Consider the following 20,033-nt stretch of genomic DNA (forward strand, 5'->3'; position numbering starts at 1 on the left):
ACTACTTGCCCCACTCCGTGTGGACGAAGCCCGCCTCCGGCCGGTCCTTGCGCTGATACGTGTGCGCGCCGAAGGCGTCACGCTGCGCCTGGGTGAGGTTCTGCGGCAGCTCCGCGGTGCGGTAGCTGTCCAGGTACGCCAGCGAAGAGCTGAACACCGGCACGGGGATGCCCACGCGGGTGGCCACGCCCACCACCTGCCGCCACGCGGGCGCCATGCGCTCCAGCACCGGCGCGAAGGCGTCGGACACCACCAGGTTGGGCAGCGCCGGCTGCTGCTGGAAGGCCTCACGCAGCGGCGTGAGCAGCTTCGCGCGGATGATGCAGCCCCCCCGCCAGATGCGCGCCAGCTCCGCCAGGTGGATGTTCCACTGGTACTCCTGGGACGCCGCCTGGATGAGCCGCATGCCCTGCGCATACGTCACCACGCGCGCCGCGTAGAGCGCGTCATGCGTCCACGCCGCGAGCTGCGCCTGCTCCTCCTTGCTGAGCTGCACCGCCGGGCCCTTCAGCTTCGGCGCGGCGGCCACGCGCTCGTCCTTCATGGAGGACAGGATGCGCGCGTCCAGCGACGCGGCGATGGACGGAATCGGCACGGCCAGGTCCAACGCCACCTGCACCGTCCACTTGCCCGTGCCCTTCTGGCCCGCCTTGTCCAACACCAGGTCCACCAGCGGCTTGCCCGTCTCCGGGTCCTTCTGGCGCAGCACCTTGATGGTGGTCTCCAGCAGGAACGAGCCGGCGATGCCGTGGTCCCACTTGGACAGCAGGTCCGCCAGCGCGTCCGCGTCCAGCCCGAGCCCGCGGCGCAGCACGTCGTACGTCTCCGCGAGCAACTGCATGTCCGCGTACTCGATGCCGTTGTGCACCATCTTCACGAAGTGCCCGGCGCCGTCCTGCCCCACGTAGGTGACGCACGGTCCCAGGTCCGTCTTCGCGGCGATGGCCTCGAACACCGGCCGCACCAGCTCGTACGCCGCGGGGGCGCCGCCCGGCATGATGGAGGGGCCGTTGCGCGCACCCTCCTCGCCGCCGGACACGCCGACACCCAGGAAGTGGATGCCCTGGGCCTTGCACTGCTCCTCGCGGCGGCGCGTGTCCAGGAACCACGAGTTGCCGGCGTCCATGATGACGTCGCCTTCCGCCATCAGCGGCAAGAGGCGCTCCAGCATGGAGTCCACCGCCGCGCCCGCCGTCACCATCAGCAGCACCTTGCGCGGGCGCTCCAGCCGCTGGATGAAGGCCTCCAGCGACTCGGTGCCCCAGACCTCGGGGTGACCGTGCTTGCGGTGCATCTCGTCGATGCGCTCCGCGTGCCTGTCCCATACGGCCACCCGGAAGCCGTGGTCCGCGATGTTGAGGGCGAGGCTCGCCCCCATGACGCCCATTCCCGCCACGCCGAACTGCGCGCCCGCTGCCTCACTCATCGTTGGTTCCTCCTGGAAGGTTCGCGACAGGGAGCCCTCACCGCCCGGCGGCGGCGGGGTCCAACATCCACTCCGAATTCGTCACCCGGGCGGCGGGGAGGCTCAGGTCCCCCGCCTGCGCCCGGCGCACCGTGTCCCGCTTGCCCGCCCCCGACACCAGGGTCAGTACGTGCCGAGCGGACCGCAACACCGGCAGCGTCAACGTCATCCGCCAGGGCGGCGGCTTGGGGCCCACCACCGCCAGGACGCGCTGCCCGGTTTCCTCCAGCGCGGGGTGGCCGGGGAAGAGGCTGGCCGTGTGCCCGTCCTCTCCCATGCCCAGCAGCACCACGTCCAAGGCAGCAGGCAGCTTCGCCGCGTAGTCCTTCGCGGCGGCGTCACGGTCCTCGCGCTCCCCCTCCATCCGGAACACCTGCGACGGCGACAGTCGCAAGGGACGCAGCAGCGCGTCCTCCACCATCCGGTAGTTGCTGTCCGCGTGGTCGGGCGGCACGAAGCGCTCGTCCACGAAGTAGACGTCCACGCGCTCCCAGGGAAGCACCTGCGCCGCCAGCGCCCGGTACGCTGGCCCCGGCGTGCCGCCACCCGACACGGCCAGGCTGACGCGACGCTGGGTGGCGAGCGTGTCCTGGAGCGCGCGCGCCATCCACACCGCGGCCTCCCGGGGCAGGGACTCGGTGGGCACGACGTGCGTGCGCGCGCTGGGGCTCACAGGCCCGTCCACCGGCGGCCATCCCGGGCCAGCAGCGCGGCCGCGGCGTCCGGGCCCGCGCCGCCGCCCGTGTAGCCGTGCGCCGGTCCGCCCTCGCCGGACTCCAGGGCCTGGAGGATGGGCGTCACGAAGGTCCACGCCTGCTCCACGCTGTCCTGCCGCGCGTAGAGGGTGGCGTTGCCGCGCATGCAGTCCAGCAGCAGGCGCTCGTAGGCCTCGGGCACCGGCCGCTGGAAGGTCTCCTGGTAGTTGAAGTCCATGGTGACGCCCGCGATGTTGACGTCCTCGCCGGGCACCTTGGATTCGAAGGAGAGCGCGATGCCCTCCTGGGGCTGGATGCGCAGCGTGAGCACGTTGGGCTGCAGCCGCTGGCAGGTGGCGCCTTCGCCGGAGAAGAGGCTGATGGGCACCGACTTGAAGTGGATGGACACCTCCGTCAGGCGCCGCTTCAGCTTCTTGCCCGCGCGCAGATAGAAGGGCACGCCCGCCCAGCGCCAGTTGTCGATGTTCATCTTCATGGCGACGTAGGTCGGCGTGCGCGAGCCGGCCTTCACGCCCTTCTCCTGGAGGTAGCCCTCGTACTGGCCGGCCACCACCGCGCGGGACACCTCGCGGCCCTCCAGCGGGCGCAGCGCGCGGAAGACCTTGTTCTTCTCGTCGCGGATGTCCTCGGCGCCGAAGGACACCGGCGGCTCCATGGCGCACAGCGCGAGCACCTGGAGCAGGTGGTTCTGCACCATGTCCCGGATGACGCCCGTCTCGTCGTAGAAGCCGCCGCGCCCCTCCACGCCCAGCGTCTCCGCCGCGGTGATTTCCACGTGGTCGATGTGCTGCCGGTTCCACAGCGGCTCGAAGATGGCGTTGGCGAAGCGGAAGACGAGGATGTTCTGCACCGTCTCCTTGCCCAGGTAGTGGTCGATGCGGAAGATCTGCCGCTCGTCCAGCACCGCCGCCAGCTCGTGGTTGAGCGCGCGGGCGCTCTCCAAGTCGTGGCCGAAGGGCTTCTCGATGATGAGCCGCTGCCACGGGCGCGGGTCGGCCTGCTCCTGGCGCTTGAGCAGCCCCGACTCCGACAGGCCGTTGAGGATTTTGGGGAAGGTGGAGGCCGGCGTGGCCAGGTAATAGAACTGGTTGCCCTGGGTGCCGAACTTCTGGGCGACCCGGTCGAGCTCCTCGCGCAGGCGCACGAAGGACTTCGGGTCGTCATAGCCGCCGGAGATGAGCTCCAGGCGCGGGGCGAAGTCCTTCCAGATGGCCTCATCCAGGGGCTGGGTGCGGGCGAACTTCCGCAGGGACGCCTTCACCTGTTCGCGGAAGGCCTCGCTGTCCCCTTCGGAGCGGCTGAAGGCGACGACGGCGAAGCTCTCCGGCAGCAGGTGGTCTCGCGCCAGCTCGAACAGGGCCGGGAACAGCTTGCGCTGGGCCAGGTCTCCGGTGGCGCCGAACAACACCAGCGCGCACGGGTCGGGCCGCCGGGCGCGAACCAGCGGGTCTCCTTCTCGGGGATGGGTCTCGATGTGCAGGCCCTGATGCGCGTCCATTCGCTGCCTCCCTCCGGGTTGGGTCCGGCGGGCACCTTACGCCTTCCGCGCGGCCACCATGCAAGGGAGAGTGTGGGCAGTGACGCCGGTCCGACGTTGCGGAGCGTGCCTGCTCCGCGCCCTTCAAGGCAGGCAGAGCAGTTGGTAGCGCTGGGTGTCGTGCTGCTTCACTTCGCGCAGGTCGACCCGGCACGCCTGCTCGATGTCACCGAAAGGCGACACCCGGCCCCACAGGCGGCGCAAGCGGCCCTGCTTCGCCTTGAAGTCGTCGGGGGACACGTAGGCGCGGATGTTCTTGTAGTGACTCTCCAGCACCTCGCAGACGCGGCGAGGGTCGGCTCGCGCATACTCACCCCGTCCGTGGACCTCGATGTAGAGGATGGGCTTGTCCGGACGTTCGAGCGTGGCCCGCATGCCGGCCAGCACGTCCAGCTCGAAGCCCTCCACGTCGACCTTCACGAAGTCCACGCGTGACAGGCCTTGCTTCTGGACGAAGCCGTCCACGGTGACGACCGGGACGGTGATGCCCTCCGCGCCTTCTTCGGGAACGTGTCCGTTGAGGCCCGTGGCGAAGGTGATGACGCCTTCCCGCGAACCCACCGCCGCCTGGACGGGCTGGCAGTTGCGCAGGTGGTTGTTCCGGAAGTTGGTGTCCAGCTCCGCGTGGTTCTCCGGGTCGGGCTCGAAGCTGAAGAGCTGTCCCAGCGGGCCGATGCGGCTGCGCAGGTACATGGAGAGGTAGCCGATGTTGGCCCCCACGTCGAAGGCCACCATGCCCGGCCGCAGATGGGGCGCGATGAGCGGGAGGTCCGACAGGAAGTCGTCGCCCTGCAGGTACAGCAGCATGTGCGTCGTGCTGCGGTGGGCCTGCAACGTCAGGTCGTAGCCGAACAGCCTGCGCTGGACCTCGAGCGGCTGCTGTCCGTTCAGCCCCAGCAGCAACCGCGCCGTGCGCAGCTGACTGAAGGGGACGAACGTGTGGGCCAGTCGGGCGGCTCGGAGCGCGGGGTCGATGGGAGGCATGGGGGTGGTCTGTCTTTATGGCAGCGACGGGTCCATGGGCAAGGAACGGCGGATTGCCCTGGAGGGCAGTCCCCAGGGCCCCTCCAGGCTGGCTGACTGGATGAGCGGGGAGCGGCCGTGGGGAGGCGGGGCTGTCAGGAGAGGGGCGTGGAGTGGGCCGGAAGGTGGTATGCCTGGGGCCTCGCCATGAAGTACGCCGTCACGCTCTGGTTCTGGGTCGTCTTCCTGCTCACCGCTCCGGTGCTGTTCACCCTGGGCGCGTTGCTGCTCATCGTCACGTACCCGTTCGACCGGGACCGGCGGCTCTTGCACGCGCTGGTCTGCCGTTGGTGCTACGGCCTGTGGCTGCACGCGTCTCCGGGCTGGCGCACGCGAGTCGAAGGCCGTGAGCGCATTCCGCCCGGGCCCTGTGTGATGGTGGTCAACCACCAGTCCGCCGCGGACATCCTCGCCGTCATGGGCCTGTTCCATCCCTACAAGTTCGTGGCGAAGGCGTCGCTGTTCTCGCTGCCGCTGGTGGGGTGGATGATGACGCTGCTGGCCTACGTGCCCATCGTCCGGGGCTCGTCCACCGCCATGCACCAGCTCCTGGACCCGTGCCGGCGCTGGCTCCGTCGTGGCATGCCGGTGCTCATCTTCCCGGAGGGGACGTACTCCAAGGGCGGACAGCTGCTGCCCTTCAAGCGGGGCGCCTTCCAGCTCGCGCTGGAGGAGCACGTTCCAGTGGTGCCCGTGGTGGTGGAGGGCACGCCGGGGCTGCTGGACGGAGACGGCCCCTGGATGAGCCCCACCGCCTCCATCCGCGTGCGCGTGCTCCCCGCGCTGCCGCCGGAGTCCTTCGGTCCGGACTCGCAGGAGCTGGCCACGCAGGTGCGCGCGCTGTTCGAGCAGACGTTGGCCAGGACGGGCTGAGCGTCTCCTCGCACGCCCCTGTCCACGCTCAAGCCCGCACTGGCGTCAAGCCATGGGGGCTGGAAACACTGGGCAGGACTGCCTCGCGAGTGCGCTATCCTCAACGGATATGCGCTCTATTTTGATGTTGCTTGGATTGTTGGGGCTGTCTTCGCCCGCCTGGGGCGCGGTGCCCGCCGGCTTCGTGGAGACGCCCTTCACCTCCAACACCCTCACGCAGGCCACGGGGATGGCATGGGCGCCGGATGGCTCGGGCCGCCTGTTCATCATCCGCAAGACGGGCGAAATCCGGGTGGTGTCGCTGAAGGACGGCCAGCCCGAAACACTGCCAGCAAGCAGCACGCTGGTGACGCGGGTGTTCGCGGCGGAGCCCTCCGTCCACACCAACAGCGAGTGTGGCCTCATCGGCATCGCGTTCGACCCGAACTACGTGGTCAACCGCTACGTCTACTTCTTCGTCACCATCTCCGCGTCGGAGCAGCAGATTGTCCGCTACACGGATGCGAATGGGACGGGCACGGCGCGCACCGTCGTCGTCAGCCGGCTGCCCACGCGGGGCGAGAACCATGACGGCGGCGCCATTGGCTTCGGGCCGGACGGGAAGCTGTACTGGGCCATTGGTGACCTGGGCAACCGCACGGGCGTGGACGCGGACCTGACGTCGATGGCGGCCAAGGTGAGCCGCGCGAACCTGGATGGCACGCCCGCCAACGACAACCCCTTCAACGACGGCGTGGGGCCCAACAACGAGTACATCTGGGCGCGCGGCTTGCGCAATCCCTTCACCTTCACCTTCCAGCCCACCACGGGCCGGTTGTGGGTGAACAGCGTGGGCACCGGCTACGAGCAGGTCTTCGTCGTCAACCGGCGCGACCACGCCGGCTACGACGACTACGAGAACGACCAGCCCAGCGGCAACGACTTCATCACCCCCGCCGTCAAGTACCGCACCAACGGCACCGATACCCGCGGCCTCACCGCGGGCGGCGCCGTGCGCAGCGGCGGGGTGGCCACCTTCACGACCACCGGAAACCATGGCTTCCGCAAGGGTGAGCGGCTCACGCTCAGCGGCGTGGGGGACGCGAGCTTCAATGGCCTGATGTACGTGGCCAGCGTCACCGGTTCCACGACCTTCACCGTGGCGCAGCCGTCGCTGCCGGACGCCGCGAGCGGTGGAGGCACGGCCACGACGCAGCAGCTCGGTGGCTCCATCACCGGCGGCACCTTCTACGACGCGACCCTGTTCGACGCGGCGTACCGGGACAACTTCTTCTTCGGTGACTACAACTCCGGCCAGCTCACGCGCGTCACGCTGGAAGCGGACAACTCGGTGGCCACGGTGGATGCGTGGGCCACCGGCTTCTCCTCGCAGGTGGACCTGTCGGTGGGCCCCGACGGCGCGCTCTATGCCATTGGCGTGACGGGCGGCACCCTGCGGCGCATCACGCCCGCGGCGCCGGGACAGAAGCTGGTGGTCTCCGGGCTCCAGCCGCGCGTCGAGGAGGGCGGACGCGCCGCCTTCACCGTGCGCCTGGCCGAAGCGCCGGCCTCCGAGGTCTCCGTGCAGGTGTCCCGCGCGCTGGGCGGCTCCGAGGACCTGAGCATCGTCAGCGGCGCGGCGCTCACCTTCACCGCGGCCAACTGGAGCGTGCCCCAGGTGGTGACGCTCACCGCGGCGGTGGACGAGGACGCGACGCCGGATGTCGCCACCTTCATGGTCATGGCGGACGGGCTGCCGGAGGTGGCGGTGGTGGCCACCACCATCGACAACAACTCGCCGCGCCTGGTGTTGACCGCGTCGCAGGTGACGATTGTCGAGGGCGGGACGGCGACCTTCGGCGTGTCGCTGTCGCAGCAACCGCCGCGCAACGTCACGGTGAACGTGACGCGCACCCGCGGGGACGAGGACCTCACCGTCCAGTCCGGGGCGACGCTGACCTTCAGTCCCGTCGACTGGAACATTCCCAAGGACGTCACCCTGGCCGCCGCGCCGGACGCGGACAACCTGGACGGCATGGCCCTCATCACCGTGGCCGCGCCCGGGCTGGACGCGCGCGAGGTGGAGGCCCGCGAGCAGGACACGGATCCGCTGGCGCCCGTCATCCACTCCGAGCCGGTGACCACCGCCGTGGTGGGCAATCCGTACCGGTACGAGGTGCGGGCGACGGCACGGCCCACGCCCACGTATGCCCTGGTGGGCACGGTGGCGGGCATGAGCATTGATGCCGCTACGGGCGTCATCACCTGGGAGCCCACCGAGACGGGCACGGTGGATGTCACCGTGCGCGTGAGCAATGGCGTGGCCCCGGACGCGACGCAGACCTTCACCATCACCGTGAGCCCGGACTCGCCTCCCACCGCCATCCTCACACGCCCCGAGGACGGTGAGCGCGTGTCCGGCGCCACGGCGGAGTTCTATGGAGACTGCGTGGATGACGTGGGCTGCACACACGCGGAGTTCTACGTGGACGACGTGCTGCGCTACACCGACGTGCAGTCCGAGAACCACTTCCACTTCGGCGGCGAGCACAATCGCTGGGACACCACGGACCTGACGCCGGGCTGGCACCGCGTCCGCTTCGTCGTGGTGGACTCGACGGGGCAGCAGGGCTCCGCCGAGGCCACGGTGTGCGTGGGGGAGGTCCCCTGTGAGTCACAGCCGTCGGATGCGGGGACGGACGCCGGAACCGATGCCGGGACGGACGCGGGCACGGACGGCGGCACCCAGCCGCCGCCTCCCAACGAGCCGGGTGGCTGTGACTGCAACGCGATGCCGCTGGCGCCGTTGGCCTGGGGTTCGCTCGCGTGGCTCGCGCTCCAGCGGCGGCGGTCGCGCCGCTCCTGAGCGCGGCTCAGCCGCGCTTGCGCGCCCGGCCCTGCTCGGATGCCTCGTGCAGGGCCTCACTCAGCAGAAGCGCTGGAGACACCAGGGCCTCCAGCGCTTCCTCGCTGTCGGGCATGCCGAGCCGCTCTGCCTTGAGCTGCTCGTCCTCGATGGTGAAGCTCAGGAACTGGCGGCGCAGCCTCTGGAATTGTTGTCGCACGCGCGGGGCTCGCAGGATGTCGCGGGCTTCGTCGGAGAGGTTCTTCAAGTTGAGCATGGCGTCCACCTCCGCGTCGCCGACCTCCTCGTCCCGCCTGCCAACCGCCTTGAGGAGCTTGTCGCCGAGGCCTTCGGGGCGGATGAGGAGGTCCGGGGGCAGCACCTGGCCGAGCTCCAGCGTCACCACCGTGCAGAGGCGCGTCTTGTCCCCGCTCCGGCGGTACTCCGAGCGGATGCGGAATTGCCGTCCCAGGTGGAGCCCTCCAATCTCCCAGCTCCCCAGGGAGTGGGTGTAGCCCCAGTCGCGATGGGCCGCGAACTGTCTCCAGGACTGGTCGCGGCGCTGGAGCGTCTTCCAGAAGGCGATGCCACCCCTCACCACCGCCGCCGCGACGAGGAGATACAGGAGGAACGAGAACCAGGACCCGAGGCTCATGGGGTGGCGTCTTCCTGGCCTTCGCGCTTCGGCCGCCCGGCGTGGCTGCCCTTCAGCTCCAGCGTCCCCGCGGAGTACATGAACCCGGGCGTCGCCATGAAGTACCAGCCGCGCGAGGCCGCGAAATCCTGCCAGACGAGGAGCTGCCGCTGCCAGCGGACGTCGCCGACGATGCTCGCCGCCCCCAGGCCGACCCCGATGAGGCTGGCGAAGATGCCTGTTTGTAGCCCGGTCATTCCCGCGAGCATCCCCGCTCCAGGCGTATCGGCCAACCCCCTCCGCGCGTGAGGGCCTCTGGACGGGACGTGGCGGGGCGTCCTCTCCCAAACGGCCTGGAGTTACAGGAACTTGCGCGCATGTCAGACGGAGGGAGTAAGGGAGCAGGCGCCCGCCGCTTGGAGCGAGCAGCCCCTCTGTTGGAGGCTGCCCGCCGGCCAGCGCGCCACGGGAAAGAGGGAAGGTGAACGCCTGATGCGCCTGCTGCATACGTCGGACTGGCACCTGGGACACACGTTGTACGACGTCTCGCGGGACGCGGAGCACGCCGCCTTTCTGGACTGGCTGCTGGAGACCCTGGAGGCGCGGGAGGTGGATGCGCTGCTGGTGGCAGGGGACATCTTCGACACGGCGAACCCCAGCGCGGAGGCGCAGGCGGCCTGGTACCAGTTCGTCGCGAAGGCGCGGCGGCGGATGCCTCGGCTGGACGTGGTGGTGATTGGCGGCAACCACGACTCGGCGGCGCGGCTGGACGCGCCGGACCCGCTGTTCGCGGCGCTGGGCGTGCACGTGGTGGGCGGACTGCCGCGAACCCGAGGCGCCATGGCCCAGGAGCGGCTGCTGGTGCCGCTGCACGACGCGAAGGGGCGGGTGGGTGCGTGGGTTGCGGCGGTGCCGTACCTGCGGCCCGCGGACCTGCCGCCCGTGCCCGGGGACATGGGAGACCGGCTGGTGGAGGGCGTGCGCGCGGTGTACGCGGAGGCGCTGGCCGCGGCGCGGCGCAGGCGTCAGGCGGGGCAGGCGCTGGTGGCCATGGGGCACTGCTACATGACGGGCACGGAGCTGTCCGCGTTGAGCGAGCGGAAGATTCTGGGTGGCAACCAGCACGCGCTGCCCGGGGACCTGTTCCCGGAGGACGTGGCCTACGCGGCGCTGGGGCATCTGCACAAGGCCCAGCGGGTGGGTGGGCGCGAAGGGGTGCGCTACAGCGGCTCGCCGTTGCCCCTGTCGCTGTCGGAGGCGGGCTACCGGCATCAGGTGCTGCTGGTGGAGCTGGAAGGCGACGCGCTGGGCCAGGTGCAAGCCCTTCCAGTGCCCCGGACCACGGACATGGTGCGCGTGCCTTCGCGGGACGCGGCGCCCTTGGACGCGGTGCTGACGCAACTGGAGGGCTTGCCGGCGCACGACGCGGACGCGCTGGAGTGGCGGCGGCCCTACCTGGAGGTGTGCGTGTCGTTGCCCCGGCCGGAGCCCGCGTTGCGGCAGAAGGTGGAGAAGGTGCTGGAGGGGAAGGCGGCGCGGCTGGTGAAGCTGACGCCCGCCTATACCGGGACAGGAGGCGCGCTGGCGGAGGTGCAGCCGGGCCTCTCCCTGAAGGAGCGCACGCCCGAGGACGTCTTCCGCGCGCGCTACGCCCGCGACTTCGAGGAGCCCCCCGCGCCGGTGCTGCTGGAGGCCTTCCATACGTTGCTGACCGACGTGCAGGAGGAGTCGCCGTGAAGGTGCTCGCGATTCGCGGCTCCAACCTGACGAGCTTCGCCGGTGACTTCGCGCTGGAGCTGGACCAGCCGCCGTTGGACCGGCTGGGCCTGTTCGCGATTACCGGCGCCACGGGCGCGGGCAAGAGCACGTTGCTGGATGCCTTGTGCCTGGCGCTGTTCGACCGCACGCCCCGGCTGGGGGGGCGCGGCGGCGCGCCGGTGGGGCGCGCGGACGAGGACGAGGACGCGCGGCTGTCCGCCTATGACGTGCGCGGCATGCTGCGCCGGGGCGCGGGCGAGGGCTACGCGGAGGTGGACTTCCTGGGCAAGGACGGGCGGCGCTACCGGGCGCGCTGGTCCGTGTGGCGCGCGCGCAACCGCGCCGAGGGGCGCTTCCGGCCCCAGGAGATGCAGTTGATGGACGTGGCCACCGGGCAGCTCACGGGCCGCACCAAGGGCGAGGTGCTGGCCGCCATCCAGGAGCGGCTGGGGTTGTCGTTCGACCAGTTCCGCCGCTCGGCGCTGCTCGCGCAGGGCGAGTTCGCGGCCTTCCTCAAGGCGGATGCCAGCGAGCGCGCGGAGCTGCTGGAGCGGATGACGGGCACGGAGGTGTACAGCCGGTTGTCCATGGCCGCGCATGAGAAGAACAAGGCGGAGCAGGAGTCGCTGGCGAAGCGGGCGCAGGGCCTGGCGGCGATTGCCCTGATGCCGGAGGTGGAGCGCGCGGCGGCGGCGGCGGCGCTCGGTGAGGAGTCCCGGGCGCGTCAGTCGGTGGAGGCGCTGCTCGAGGCCGCGCAAGCCGCGGCGGCGTGGCATGTCGCGCGGGCGGGGCTGCGAGAGGCGGAGCACGCGGCGGAGGTGAAGGCGCAGGCGGCCAGGGCGGCCTTGGAGGAGGCGGCGCCGCGCGCGGCCCGGCTGGAGGAGGTCCGCCAGGCGGAGGCCTTCCGAGGGCCCGTGGCGGCGGTGGAGGCCGCGGAGCGCCGGTGGGCGGAGGCGGAGGCGGCGCAGGTGGCGCGGGCGTCCGAGGTGGAGGCGGCGCTGGCGGAGGCCTCGGCGCGGCGGGTGGGTCAACTGGAGGCGGAGACCGCGCGCGCCACGGCGCAGGAGCGGGAGGTGGCGGCGCGCCCCGCGCTGGAGGAGGCGGCGCGCCTGGATGCGCGGCTGGAAGGTGTCTCCCATGAGGCGCGCGAGGCGCGGTCGCGAGCGGAGACGTCCCAGGCGGCGCTGGTGGAGGCGAAGGCGGAGCTGGACGCCGTGCTCGCGCGCGAGGCCACGGCCCAGGCGGCGGGCGAGGCCGCGAGGCACTGGCTGACGGAGAAGGCGCACTGGGTCGCGCTCACGAGCGAGTGGCCGCGCTGGCAGCGCGAGCTGGAGCGTTACGAGGTCGCGCAGGGCGAGCAGCGCAGGGCCCGTGAGGAGTCCGGACGGCTGCTCGGTGAGGTGGAGGGACTGCGCGAGACGGTGGGGCTTCGGCGGGGTGAGCGGGAGGCCGCGGTCCGCGCGGAGGAGATGGCCCTGGCCGCGGCGACCCATGCCGAGGCGGCCGTGGGGACGGAGACGGGCGCGCGGCGGCGAGCGCAGCGCGAGCGCCTGTTGGCGCGGCAGGAGGCCGTGCGGGGCCTGAAGGCCGCTCACGAGGGGCTCGTCGCGGACGAGTCCGAGGCTCGCGAGGCGGGCACGGAGGTGGGGGCGGCGAAGGCGGAGGTCGAGGCGGCGGCGGCGGCGGCGCGCGCGGCGGAGACTCGGCGGACGCAGGGGGAGGCCGCGCTCAAGGAGGCCCAGCGCTCGCTGTCGCTGGCGCAGGCGACGCAGGGCTATGCGTCTCACCGCGCATTGCTGCGGGACGGTGAGGCCTGCCCGCTGTGTGGCGCGGAGGAGCATCCCTACGCGCGCGAGGAGTCCGCACTGGATGGGCTGGTCGCGGAAGCGGCTTCGCGTGTGGAGACGCTGGAGGCGGAGCGGACCTCGGCCACCCAGGCGGAGGTGGCGGCGAGCGCGCGGCGCGCGGCGGCGGAGGCGCGCGCTGGACAGGCGGAGGCGCGCAGGCAGTCCGCGGAGGCTCGCGCGGAGGCGCATGGTGAAGCCTGGCGGGAGGGGTGTGCCTCGTGGCGGGAGTCCCTTCGGGACGAGGGCGCGGAACCCGGCACGTCGTCGCCGCCAACCCTGGGGGGCTCGCCCGAGGCGGGGGCGTGGCTCGACGCGGCGCGCGCCGAGCTCACGGAGCGGCTGGCGGCGCTGAAGGCCGACGAGCAGGCCGCCGAGTCACTGGCCCGCACGGCGCGCGAGGCCCGCGCGGCGCTGGAGACGCAGCGCACCCGGCGCGAGGTGGCGGCGGAGTCGCTGCGCCGGGCGGAGGAGGCCCTGTCGCGCGCGGAGTCGGTGCTCAAGGACGTCCATGCCCGGCTCGAGGCCGCCGAGCAGACGCTGCGGCAGGTGCTCAAGGAGGTGTCACCCGTCTTCACCGCGGACGCGGGCTGGGAGCGGAAGCTGGAGGAGGACCCGGCCACCTTCCGCCGCAAGTGTGGAGAGCGGGTGGTGATGTGGAAGGGGAAGGAGGAGGCCCGCCTGAAGGCGGAGGAGCGCGAGGCCGAGGAGCAGCGTCATCGCGCCCGGGCGCAGGGCCTGGTGGAGGTGAGCACCCGCCACGCCGAGGAGCATCAAGCCTTCGCCGTGCGCAAGGAGCAGGAGCGCGGCGAGCTGACCCGCGCACGCGCCGCGCTGCTGCACGGCCGTCCCACGGCGGAGGTCCGCGCCGAGCTGCAGTCACGGCTGGAGGCCACGGAGTCGGCCTTCGAGCAGGCCCGTGAGCGCGCCGAAGCAGCGCATCAGGCGGCGCGGGTCGCCACCGCCCGTGCCGAGGATGCCGTGCGCGTCAGGACGGAGGCGCTGGCCTTGCGCGAGTCGGAAGGCGCCGCGCTGACAGCGCTGCTCGCCACGCGAGGGACGACGCTGGAGGCCGTGCGGGCGCTGCTGGCCTTCGACGCGGCCTGGCGCGAGGCGGAGGCCCGCGCGCTGTCGGCCCTGCGCGAGGCGCTCGCCCAGGCCGCCGCCGTGCTGGCGGAGCGGAGCGAGCGTCGCGCGCGGCACGAGGACTCCGGTCCTCCGGCGCTCTCCGAGCAGGACGCGGGCGCCGAATGTGAGCGGCTGCGCGCGGAGGCCGAGGCCCGTCGTCATGCCGAGGCCACGCTGCACGCGCGCCTGGAGGCCGACGACACGGCGCGGGCACGGCACGGCGCCGAGGCCGCGGCCCTGGAGGAGGACCGCCGCGCGGCGGAGGTGTGGAAGGTGCTGGGCGACCTCATCGGCTCGCACGACGGCAAGCGCTTCAAGGTCTTCGCGCAGAGCCTCACGCTGGACGCCTTGCTGCTGCACGCCAACGCGCACCTGCGGGAGCTCGCGCGGCGCTACCGGCTGATGCGCGTGCCCGGCCACGACCTGGACCTCCAAATCGTGGACGGGGACATGGGTGACGAGGTCCGCAGCGTGGCCAGCCTGTCCGGCGGTGAGAGCTTCCTGGTGTCGCTGGCGCTCGCGCTGGGGCTGGCGTCCCTGTCGTCGGAGACGACGCAGGTGGAGACGCTCTTCATCGACGAGGGCTTCGGCACGCTGGACCCGGAGACGCTGGAGGTGGCCCTGGCCACGCTGGACGCGCTCCAGGCCACGGGCCGGCAGGTGGGCATCATCTCGCACGTCAGCGGCATGGCGGAGCGCATCGGCGTGCAGGTGCGCGTGGTGAAGCAGGGCGGTGGGCGCAGCCGGCTGGTGGTGGAGGGCGACCCGGGCATGGTGCCTCCTTCCGTGGGACAGCAGGAGGTGGCGTAGCGGGCGCTGGCGGGCTCAGGTCTCCATCAGCCCGCGCACCACCGCGGCCACGGCCAGGGGCGTGGCCACGCGGTCATCACTCAGCGGCGCCAGGGCCCGGGCGAACTGCTCCGCGGAGCTGAAGCGCTGCGCGGGGACGGGCGCCAGCGCGCGGTCCAGCACCAGCGCCAGCGCGTCGGGGACGCCGGGCACCCGCATGCGCACGGGCGTCACCCGGCCCCCGCGGATGGAGGACTCCACCTGCTCCTCCGGGCCGGAAGGGAAGGGCGACTCCAGCGCCAGCAGCTCGTAGAGCAGCACCGCCGTCGCCCACAGGTCCACCGCCACGGACACGTCGCCCGCGAGCAGCTCCGGGGAGCGGTAGTGCTGCTTGCCCAGCCGCCGGATGTCCTGCACCGCGCCCGCGCGGGAGCGCGCCACGCCGAAGTCCGCCAGCTTCACCTCGCCCGTGCGGGACAGCAGCACGTTGTGCGGGGACACGTCGCAGTGCACCACGCCCAGGGGGCGGCCCGTGGTGCTGACGGCATGGTGCGCGTGTGACAGCGCCTCCAGCACCTGCCGGACGATGAGCACGCAGATGTCGATGGGCAGCTCGATGCGGCGGCGGCGGCACCGCGCCAGCACGCGGCCCAGGTCCGGGCCCTCCACCAGCTCCAGCGCCAGGTAGCCCCCGTCCGGCAGCTCGCCGTACTCCACGAAGCCGACGATGTACGGGTGGCGCAGGCAGCGGGCGAGCTCGGCTTCATGCAGGAGCTGCTCGTGGGCCTCCGCGTCCCGCACGCGCTCGGGACGCACGCGCTTGAGGGCCACCTGCGCTCCGGCATGCGGGCCCTGCTGCATCCGCGCGAGAAACACCTCCGCCATGCCGCCGCGTCCCAGCCGGGACATCAGCTGGAAGCGGCCATGGTCACGAGGCCAGATTTCCCGCACGTTCTCCATCATGTTCAGCCCACGCCACCCGCGAGGCTCGCCAGGTAGTCGTCCAGCGTCTGGGAGAAGGTGGCGTCGTCGTTGAGGAACGCCAGGCCCACGCCGCCCGTGTACGGGTCGTCCACCACGTGGACCACCACCGCGTCACCCTGCAGGCGCTCGCCGTTGGGCAGCTTCACGTCCACGGTGACGACGCTGTCGGGCAGGGGCCGGTGCGCGGTGCGCACGAAGAGGCCGCCGTTGGAGATGTTGAGGGCGTGCTCACGCACGAAGTCCAACTCGGTTCGGAACTCCATTTCCAGCTTCACCGCGAAGCGGCGACCGCGACGCTGAGGCCCAGACGGCGGGACGACGAGCACCTGGTGAGGCTGGCTGCTGGGAGAGGGAGCAGGCGCCGCCACGGGCTTCGGGCTCGCCTGTGGCACGGCGGCCGCGGCGCCACCCACCGAGGGCCCCGAGGGACGCGCGTTGCTGACGGGCAGCGTGGTCAGGTGCTGTTGAAGCACCCGCGCCGCGGCGGAGCGTTCATCTCCCCGGTAGGTGGTGCCGCCCTCGAAGGTCGCCGCGCGAAAGGCATCTCGCTCCGCCTTGGGCAGACGCCACAGCTCCACGAACGTGCCGCCGCTGCGCTTCGCGTCCTCCGCGAGCCGCTCCACGGCGGAGCGTGGATAGCCTGGAGCCTCCACCTTCAATTCAATACCCGCTTCCTCCGGGCGCAGGGCCACCACCAGCTGGAGTGACTGCGCGGAGGTGAGCACCTCGCCAATCCCTTCCACCCAGGCCGCCACGCGCTCCGGGGGAGCCGAGCCATTCCACAATGCCGCAAGACCGAAGACGGGCACGGGCGCGACGATAGCCGAGCCCTTCCCACCCGCGAACCCTGTTTGCCGACAGCCTGAGCGCAATCCAGCCACGTCACTGGACTGGGAGCATCCAGACCCCGACTCAGAGTTGCCCCAGGGGGAACAGGTACTCGGAAACTCCGCCGTAGTTCTCTACAATGGAAGTCTGCTTCGACTCACCCCCCACCTGGAGTCGGAGCCATTGGAGTCAAAGACGATGCGCACTCCCCTGATGAAGTTCTTCACCTGCGCGTTGCTGGCAGCGTCGTTGCTGACTGGCTGCGGCGGTGGGAACGACCCTGACCCCAATCCACAACCGAACACCGATGCGGGCCCCGGCGGCAACGGGGACGGCGGTACGGATGGTGGCCCGCTTGAAGAAGACGCGGGCGTGATTCCGGATCCGGACCCCGACCCGGGCGAGGTGCCCACGGACATCGATGACCCGGACAACGCGACGAAGGACTCCGACTGCGACGGCCTGACGGACGCGGAGGAGTTCGCCACCGTCTACCCGGGTGGCCAGAAGACGAACCCCGGCCTGCGCGACACGGACGGCGACGGCATCCGCGACGGCGTGGAGGTGGGCCGCACGACGAGCCCCGACTCCAACTGCAACTTCCCCGGTGACCAGGACACGGCCACGCGCACCTCGCCGGTGCTGGCGGACACGGACGGCGACGGCATCCCGGACGGCCTGGAGGACCTCAACCGCAACGGCCGCAGGGACCCGGGTGAGACGGACCCGAACGCCATCGACTCGGATGGTGACAGCCTGGCGGACGGCGAAGAGGACGCCAACCGCAACGGCGTGGTGAGCCCCGGAGAGACGGACCCGCGCAAGCGCGACACGGACGGCGACGGCCTGGATGACGGCCTGGAGTCGCGCACCGGCACCAACCCGCTCAACCCGGATTCGGACGGTGACACCTGCAGCGACGGTGACGAGGACGTCAACCGCAACGGCATCGTGGACGGCAGCGAGACGGACCCGCGCGTGGCGGACTGCGCCGCGTCGATTCCGGACGCCGACTTCGACGGCATCCCGGACTCGGTGGAGATTGCGACGGGCACGGACCCGAACAACGCGGACACGGATGGCGACGGCCTGCCCGACGGCGTCGAGGACAAGAACCGCAACGGGCGCGTGGACTCCGGTGAGACGGACCCCCGCCTGACGGACACCGACTGCGACGGTCTGCAGGACGGCCCGGGCCGCAATGGCTTCCGCGGCGAGGACACCAACGGCAACGGCCGCGTGGACCCGGGCGAAACGGACCCGACCAACCCGGACACGGACGGTGACGGCCTGCTGGACGGCCTGGAGCTGGGGGTGACGACGGCGCAGGCGCCGCGTCAGGACTGCGGCTACGTGGGCGACGCGGACCCGACCACCACCACGTCCCCGACGAACCCCGACAGCGACGGTGACGGCATCCAGGACGGCGCGGAGGACGCCAACCAGAACGGCCGCGTGGACGAGGGCGAGCTGAACCCGAACGACCCCGCCGACGGCGCGGCCAACACGCCCGCGGGTCAGGCCTGCCGCACGTCCAACCTGCGCACCGTCACCTTCAAGGAGGAGAACGGCGCGGACCTGCGGCTGGCGCTGCCCTCCACCTTCACGGACGCCAACCTGCGCACCCTCCGCGATGGCAACAACGCGGTGGGCATCATCGGCTGGGACGCCACCAGGCAGGTGACGCTGATTGCGTACAAGCGCGGCCGCGTGGGCTCGTCGTCCAACCCCACGAACGACGAGGCGGGCATCCGCTCCGGGTCGTTCAACTCCGCCACGCGCGACTTCCAGCAGACCTTCAACACCTGGGACGGCTACGCCGCGCTGTCGGCGCGTTACGCCATGTCGGGTGGCGCGGACCTGAAGGCGTTCACCAACACCCTGACCCGCTCACTGGTGCCGGGGAGCACGGGGGAGCTGACGGGCACGGCTGGAATCACGGGGCCGTTCACCATGCAGGCGCAGTACGTGCACCGCTCCGACGACAGCGTGGTGGTGGTGATGGCCATCACCCCGACGTCCCGCTACAACGAGGCGGGCAGCCTCTTCACGACGGCGGACACGGCGGGCGGCTCGGCGCTGGCGCAGTTCGGCGACGCGGACGCGGTGCAGTGCGAGAAGTTCACCGTGCGGCAGGCGGTGGTGGACTTCCTCTTCGTGGTGGATGACAGCGGCTCCATGGCCTCGTCGCAGCAGTCGCTGGCGAACGCGGCCTCGGCCGTGGCGGCCAAGCTGGCCAACGCGACGCTGGATTATCGACTGGCGATGGTGAGCACCACCTATACCTATGACAGCGGTTCGAATTCGGGGGTGCTGCGTGGCTTCACGCAGAACATCAACCAGTTCCGGGCGTGGCTGACGCAGAACAGCACCTGCAGCAGCGGCCAGTGCACCACCGTCACCATCCCCAGTGGGACCCAGCCCACCACCTGCTCGTCCAACACGCAGTGCTGGGTGGGGCAGAGCGGTAACGGCACCGAGCGTCCGCTGGAGGCCGCGCGCGCCGTCATCAACCTGCTGGCCTCGTCCGGTGGCTCGTCGGAGACGCGCTTCCGCGCGGGCGCCAAGGTCGTGGTCGTCATCCTGACGGACACGCGGGACCAGTCCTCCGGCACCGTCGACACGTACGCCCAATACTTCCTGGGCACGGGCAATGACCCGGGGACGAACCGCAACCCGCTGAACCAGCCCATCGACGTGCACGGCATCCTCTGCCCGCACGAGAACGCCACCGGCGACACCAGCACCTGGTGCCAGAACCAGGAAGACCCTCGGAACCCGCGGCACCTGGACATCATCCAGGCCACCGGCGGCGTGTACGGCAGCATCCGGGACTCGAACGCCATCACCACCACCATCAACGCCATCATCGACAGCGTCATCGCCTCGGTGGGCTACCGGACGCAGAAGCCGCCCATTGGCGCCTCGCTGAAGGTGGCCATGGAAGGGGTGGCGAACACGTCGCAGTGCCCCACGCCGGGAGACCTGCCGCGCAGCCGCACCCACGGCTTCGACGTGGACGGCATCAGCCGCGCGGTGTCCTTCTTCGGCGGGTGCCGCCCGCAGACGCCGGGCACCACCCAGGCGGCGCTGTCCTACCGCTACTGGACGGACCGCACGTCCAACCCGAACGGCATCCCCGCCCCGTGCGCGGCGGACCCGTACCACGACCCGAACGACCCGGACTTCTGCGAAGGCAAGCTGACGTGCAACCGCACCACGGACCAGTGCGAGTGCCCGTCGGACTGCGGCGGCGGCGGTGACCCGGGCCAGGTGTGCAACACGGACCCCGCGGTGTGCGCCTTCACCTGCGCGCCGGACTGCGGCGGCACGTGCGGCACCTACGAGACGTGCAACACGGACACCTGCTCGTGCACGTGCGCCCAGTCGGCCACCTGCGCGCCGGGCTTCATGTTCGACTCGAACGTGTGCGGCTGCGTGTGTGACACCGGGGCGCTGAACTGCGGTGACCGGTACCAGGCGGACCCCAACACGTGCGCCTGTGCCTGCAAGTCGGACTGCGGCGGCTGCGGCCCGAACGCGACCTGCAACCAGAGCTACTGCGCCTGCGAAGGCATCATCGGCTGATGATGCGCGAGCGCCCCGGCCTTCGTTGAAGCAGGAGGCCGG

Annotated in this window: 13 protein-coding genes; 5 read left to right on the forward strand and 8 right to left on the reverse strand. The window is 71.4% G+C overall.

Annotated features, from left to right (window positions below):
* Nucleotide 1: 1 nt before the first annotated feature.
* The 4 genes from gnd to KGD87_RS31675 all read right to left on the reverse strand — a co-directional run bounded on the left by gnd (nt 2) and on the right by KGD87_RS31675 (nt 4,702).
* Nucleotides 2-1,426 carry an NADP-dependent phosphogluconate dehydrogenase gene (gene gnd, locus KGD87_RS31660; protein WP_163783442.1) on the reverse strand — a complete coding sequence of 475 codons (1,425 nt, stop codon included), beginning with the start codon at nt 1,424-1,426 and terminating at the stop codon, nt 2-4.
* A gap of 37 nt (nt 1,427-1,463) precedes the next feature.
* Entirely contained in the window at nt 1,464-2,138 is a 675-nt protein-coding gene (gene pgl, locus KGD87_RS31665; protein WP_284664676.1) for a 6-phosphogluconolactonase, read from the reverse strand.
* Nucleotides 2,135-3,679, reverse strand: coding sequence for a glucose-6-phosphate dehydrogenase (zwf, locus tag KGD87_RS31670; protein WP_284664677.1), 1,545 nt, complete (start codon nt 3,677-3,679; stop codon nt 2,135-2,137). The genes pgl and zwf overlap by 4 nt, the downstream gene beginning before the upstream one ends.
* Before the next feature lie 123 nt (nt 3,680-3,802).
* The gene (locus KGD87_RS31675) at nt 3,803-4,702 is read right to left on the reverse strand and encodes an FkbM family methyltransferase (RefSeq protein ID WP_284664678.1); all 900 of its coding nucleotides are present in this window, start codon (nt 4,700-4,702) and stop codon (nt 3,803-3,805) included.
* A gap of 186 nt (nt 4,703-4,888) precedes the next feature.
* Between KGD87_RS31675 and KGD87_RS31680 the strand changes: the two genes are divergently transcribed.
* Nucleotides 4,889-5,614, forward strand: a complete 726-nt coding sequence (locus KGD87_RS31680; protein WP_284664679.1) for a lysophospholipid acyltransferase family protein — start codon at nt 4,889-4,891, stop codon at nt 5,612-5,614.
* Between the two features lie 124 nt (nt 5,615-5,738).
* Nucleotides 5,739-8,459 carry a PQQ-dependent sugar dehydrogenase gene (locus KGD87_RS31685; RefSeq protein ID WP_284664680.1) on the forward strand — a complete coding sequence of 907 codons (2,721 nt, stop codon included), beginning with the start codon at nt 5,739-5,741 and terminating at the stop codon, nt 8,457-8,459.
* 7 nt (nt 8,460-8,466) lie between these two features.
* Here KGD87_RS31685 and KGD87_RS31690 read toward each other — a convergent pair whose 3' ends face one another.
* Both KGD87_RS31690 and KGD87_RS31695 read right to left on the reverse strand, forming a co-directional pair.
* A complete protein-coding gene (locus tag KGD87_RS31690) occupies nt 8,467-9,093 on the reverse strand; it encodes a hypothetical protein (RefSeq protein ID WP_284664681.1) in 627 nt (208 codons plus the stop codon).
* Nucleotides 9,090-9,341, reverse strand: coding sequence for a hypothetical protein (locus KGD87_RS31695; RefSeq protein WP_284664682.1), 252 nt, complete (start codon nt 9,339-9,341; stop codon nt 9,090-9,092). Before KGD87_RS31695 ends, KGD87_RS31690 begins: the two co-directional genes overlap by 4 nt.
* Before the next feature lie 223 nt (nt 9,342-9,564).
* Here KGD87_RS31695 and KGD87_RS31700 point away from each other — a divergent pair, with 223 nt between their 5' ends.
* A complete protein-coding gene (locus tag KGD87_RS31700) occupies nt 9,565-10,809 on the forward strand; it encodes an exonuclease SbcCD subunit D C-terminal domain-containing protein (protein WP_284664683.1) in 1,245 nt (414 codons plus the stop codon).
* Nucleotides 10,806-14,612 carry an AAA family ATPase gene (locus KGD87_RS31705; RefSeq protein WP_284664684.1) on the forward strand — a complete coding sequence of 1,269 codons (3,807 nt, stop codon included), beginning with the start codon at nt 10,806-10,808 and terminating at the stop codon, nt 14,610-14,612. The genes KGD87_RS31700 and KGD87_RS31705 overlap by 4 nt, the downstream gene beginning before the upstream one ends.
* Before the next feature lie 15 nt (nt 14,613-14,627).
* On the opposite strand, the gene KGD87_RS31710 is transcribed toward KGD87_RS31705, so the two are convergent.
* Nucleotides 14,628-15,554, reverse strand: coding sequence for a serine/threonine-protein kinase (locus KGD87_RS31710; RefSeq protein ID WP_284664685.1), 927 nt, complete (start codon nt 15,552-15,554; stop codon nt 14,628-14,630).
* A gap of 2 nt (nt 15,555-15,556) precedes the next feature.
* Complete coding sequence (locus KGD87_RS31715; protein ID WP_284664686.1) at nt 15,557-16,384, reverse strand: TIGR02266 family protein; 828 nt, start codon at nt 16,382-16,384, stop codon at nt 15,557-15,559.
* Between the two features lie 217 nt (nt 16,385-16,601).
* Between KGD87_RS31715 and cglD the strand changes: the two genes are divergently transcribed.
* Nucleotides 16,602-19,991: an adventurous gliding motility lipoprotein CglD gene (gene cglD, locus KGD87_RS31720; protein ID WP_284664687.1), complete on the forward strand. Its 3,390-nt coding sequence runs from the start codon at nt 16,602-16,604 to the stop codon at nt 19,989-19,991.
* The last annotated feature ends 42 nt before the right edge of the window (nt 19,992-20,033 follow it).

Source organism: Myxococcus sp. SDU36 (genome assembly GCF_030168875.1).
Lineage (GTDB): Bacteria > Myxococcota > Myxococcia > Myxococcales > Myxococcaceae > Myxococcus > Myxococcus vastator.